The sequence below is a fragment of the Mangrovimonas xylaniphaga genome, from assembly GCF_001280435.1.
GTDB lineage: Bacteria > Bacteroidota > Bacteroidia > Flavobacteriales > Flavobacteriaceae > Mangrovimonas_A > Mangrovimonas_A xylaniphaga.
In genome coordinates, this window is the sequence record NZ_LBIP01000034.1 from 1 (window position 1) to 3,147 (window position 3,147).

Below are 3,147 nucleotides of genomic sequence, written 5' to 3' on the forward strand. Positions count from 1 at the left end.
ATATTCCCAATAATCAATTGCTTTTATTTCAAAATGATTATTAAATACTCGGATTGAAGGAAATCCTTTTTCTTCAAATATCAAAGGTTCTTCTTCCATTATGATTTTCATAAATTATTGCCAACGGTTTGTGTATAGTTTCGTTGCGTGAAAATCCGCTAGGATTTTCGTGTTAAGAAACTAAGATAGCAAAGTTGCGAGGATTTTCCGTGAGGAAAATCGGAAGCAATGAATTATACACTGTGTTGCCAGTAGTTTTTATTCCACTTTAAATTCTTTTTCAAACGGAATATCAAATTTTCGTTCTCTGTGATAAAAACGTAAAATTCCGTTTATTTTATAATTTCCATTTTGTAAGGAGTCAAGCTCAATGTCAGCAAAAGAATAATTGTGCTTTAGATTAAAATCAAAGTTTTTTTCATGACCATTAAACTCGATACTATTTATTATTATGTGTCTGTTTTCTTTGATGCTTTGTCCGTGTTTTGAAGCCAAAGTTAGTTTTATTCCATTTTCAGTTCGTTTTGTGGTAATGCTATCTACTTCTACTGTGTATAATCCATCAGCAACGCCAGTTATTCGACCGGCATATTCAAAAGCATAAGCCATTGCAATTGTTAGCCTATTTTTTATAAAGTTTAGATAAAATTCTTTTGAACCTGATGTGTTAAGTTTTGTAATATCAAGGTTATTTGGTAAATAATCCTTTCTATGATTTACAATTTCAGGAATCTCATTAACTATTGTTTGATAGTCTGCAATTATTTTTTCTAGATTATCTTCTTTGCTAGAAATTGCTTTATCAATATCCTTAATTAATAGTTCATATTTTAAATCTAATTGATTTAGATTCTCATTTTTACGAGAAGGCTGTTCCTCAATTCTCTGATAATAATCTCCTCTATATTGGTTAAATGCCCTAGTATTGAATTCATAATTCGTTTGTAAAAATGAATTCAATTCAGTCATTTCGTCTTGTGTGTTCTTACAAGAAACAAAGACTATAATTCCTAAAAAATATAAAAGAAATTGTTTTTTCATTTAATCAATTGATGTTGTATATGCCTATTCGTTTAAATTACTGGCAACGGTTTGTGTATAGTTTCGTTGCGTGAAAATCCGAAGGATTTTCGGGTTAAGAAACTAAGATAGTAAAGTTGCGAGGATTTTCCGAGAGGAAAATCAGAAGCAATGAATTATACACTGTGTTGTGTACAGTTTTTTTATTTTATAATTTTTGTTTCTTGTAATAGTTTCTTGATTAATGATTTTGAGTATTTCTCATCAGGGGCATTATTTATATCGTCATTTGGTCTTGGATATTCTCCTGCATCAAAGGCCTTATAACAGTCTGTAGCAATTTTACCAAATCCAAAATTTTTAAAGAAATAGTCATTTGTAACCCAAAATGATTGCAAATTATTCATGATATAATCTCCTTGAGCAAAGTCAATTTCACCATTCCAATATTGTTTTGCAGTTTCAATTGAAATTTTTTTAATTAATTCAGAAGGAAATTCTTTGGGGTTGTCAAGTATTACGCTGACCTCAAGTCCGCTTAAGATTTCTTTTGATAATTTTTTTAAGATTTCGTTCATTTAAATTGTACACAACGGTTTGTGTATAGTTTCGTTGCGTGAAAATCCGCAGGATTTTCGTGTTAAGAAACTAAGTTAGCAAAATTGCGAGGATTTTCCGCGAGGAAAATCGGAAGCAATGAATTATACACGGTGTTGTGGTTAGTTTGTTTACTTTTAAGATTAATGCAATCCAGAAGATTGAAAGTGTTCTTTGTTGATGAGTTAATAGGTTTTGCTATTATTAAATAAATGTAATTATTCTCTTTTAAAATAAGAATTTGATTGTTTTTCTTTGCATCAGAATTATTTAAGTAAACAACTTTGTTTTCATTAAAATTAATTGAGACACTCGATTTAGGATTCAATGAAAAGAATATTAAGGAGTCGTTAAATATCTTTTCTCCAATTATATTCTCAGAGATACCGTTAATTTTTATTCTGTCTAATTGTTTTACTTCACCAAATTTGTAACTCAGGTGATTATTAAAAATAGAACCTTTAGAAAATCCAGAAAGCTTAGTTGCCTTGTTGTTAGTAACATTGATCAATTCAGTTAATGGTATTTCCTTAGCTTTTTTTCTAACAGCAAAAATTCCATAATTGAAATTATCCACATTGTAAATTGAGATTGTATCTGTTTTTTCAAACATAACTTCAGTTTTGTAATGATGGATTCTTTGTTTATCAACAAACAATTCATTCAGATACTTTGGCTCTTGAACTACTTGAATTTTAGAAATATTAGTAGAAAGAGAAAATAATGTATAGATAATAACCACAAGGAATACCACTATAATTAGAATTCTATATCTCATTCTTGTTTTTTTTAATTAACCACAACGGTTTGTGTATAGTTTCGTTGCGTGAAAATCCGCAGGATTTTCAGAGTTAAGAAACTAAGGTAGCAAAGTTGCGAGGATTTTCCGAGAGGAAAATCGGAAGCAATGAATTATACACTGTGTTGTACACAGTTAGTTTTTATTAATTGGGTTTTTAAATTCAGGCTGAAGCATGTTTGGTGAATCAGTAAATTCTATGGCATGTAAATCAGTTTTTAGACTCCAAAGTTTTTCTGTCATAAATTCGTCTAAGTCTTTTGGAATTTTCATTTTACTATCTTTAAATTGTTTTATTAATACATTTAGATAGTCTGAAATGGTCACCTGTCCATCAGCATCAAGGAACATTTCTTGTGACCAGTATTCCATAGTGGTCATTTTTATTTTTCCGTTTTCATCTTTTTCAATTAAAGAAATTTGCTCAGGGTTTAGCCAAGTCCATTGTTTTGTCCTTGAAAAATATTTGTCTCTGTATTTGTATGATTTTATGAAATCAAATTCAGGTGTAACATTAGTTTTACTGAAGAGTTTATTAAATATTCCCATTTAAAATTTTTAGTTCTTTTCGGTAATTGTGTGCAACGGTTCGTGTAAGAATCCGTTGCGGGAAATTAAGAAATTATGAGAGAAAAAAGAAACAAAATTAATATAGAAAGAGGACTTTCCGAAGGAAATGTCCGAAGCAATGGTTTTTACACATTGTTGGCAAATCGTTTTTTTATTTTTTG

General features: G+C 29.5%; 4 protein-coding genes. All 4 read right to left on the reverse strand.

Features of this window, described 5'->3' with window-relative positions:
• Positions 1–258 precede the first annotated feature (258 nt).
• Entirely contained in the window at positions 259–1,041 is a 783-nt protein-coding gene (locus tag ZA06_RS16575) for a hypothetical protein (RefSeq protein ID WP_053978615.1), read from the reverse strand.
• 182 nt (positions 1,042–1,223) lie between these two features.
• A complete protein-coding gene (locus tag ZA06_RS16580) occupies positions 1,224–1,598 on the reverse strand; it encodes a hypothetical protein (protein ID WP_053978616.1) in 375 nt (124 codons plus the stop codon).
• Positions 1,599–1,660: 62 nt separating this feature from the next.
• Positions 1,661–2,395: a hypothetical protein gene (locus ZA06_RS16585; RefSeq protein WP_053978617.1), complete on the reverse strand. Its 735-nt coding sequence runs from the start codon at positions 2,393–2,395 to the stop codon at positions 1,661–1,663.
• A 156-nt stretch (positions 2,396–2,551) separates the two neighbouring features.
• Positions 2,552–2,965: a hypothetical protein gene (locus tag ZA06_RS16590; protein ID WP_053978618.1), complete on the reverse strand. Its 414-nt coding sequence runs from the start codon at positions 2,963–2,965 to the stop codon at positions 2,552–2,554.
• Positions 2,966–3,147 lie beyond the last annotated feature (182 nt).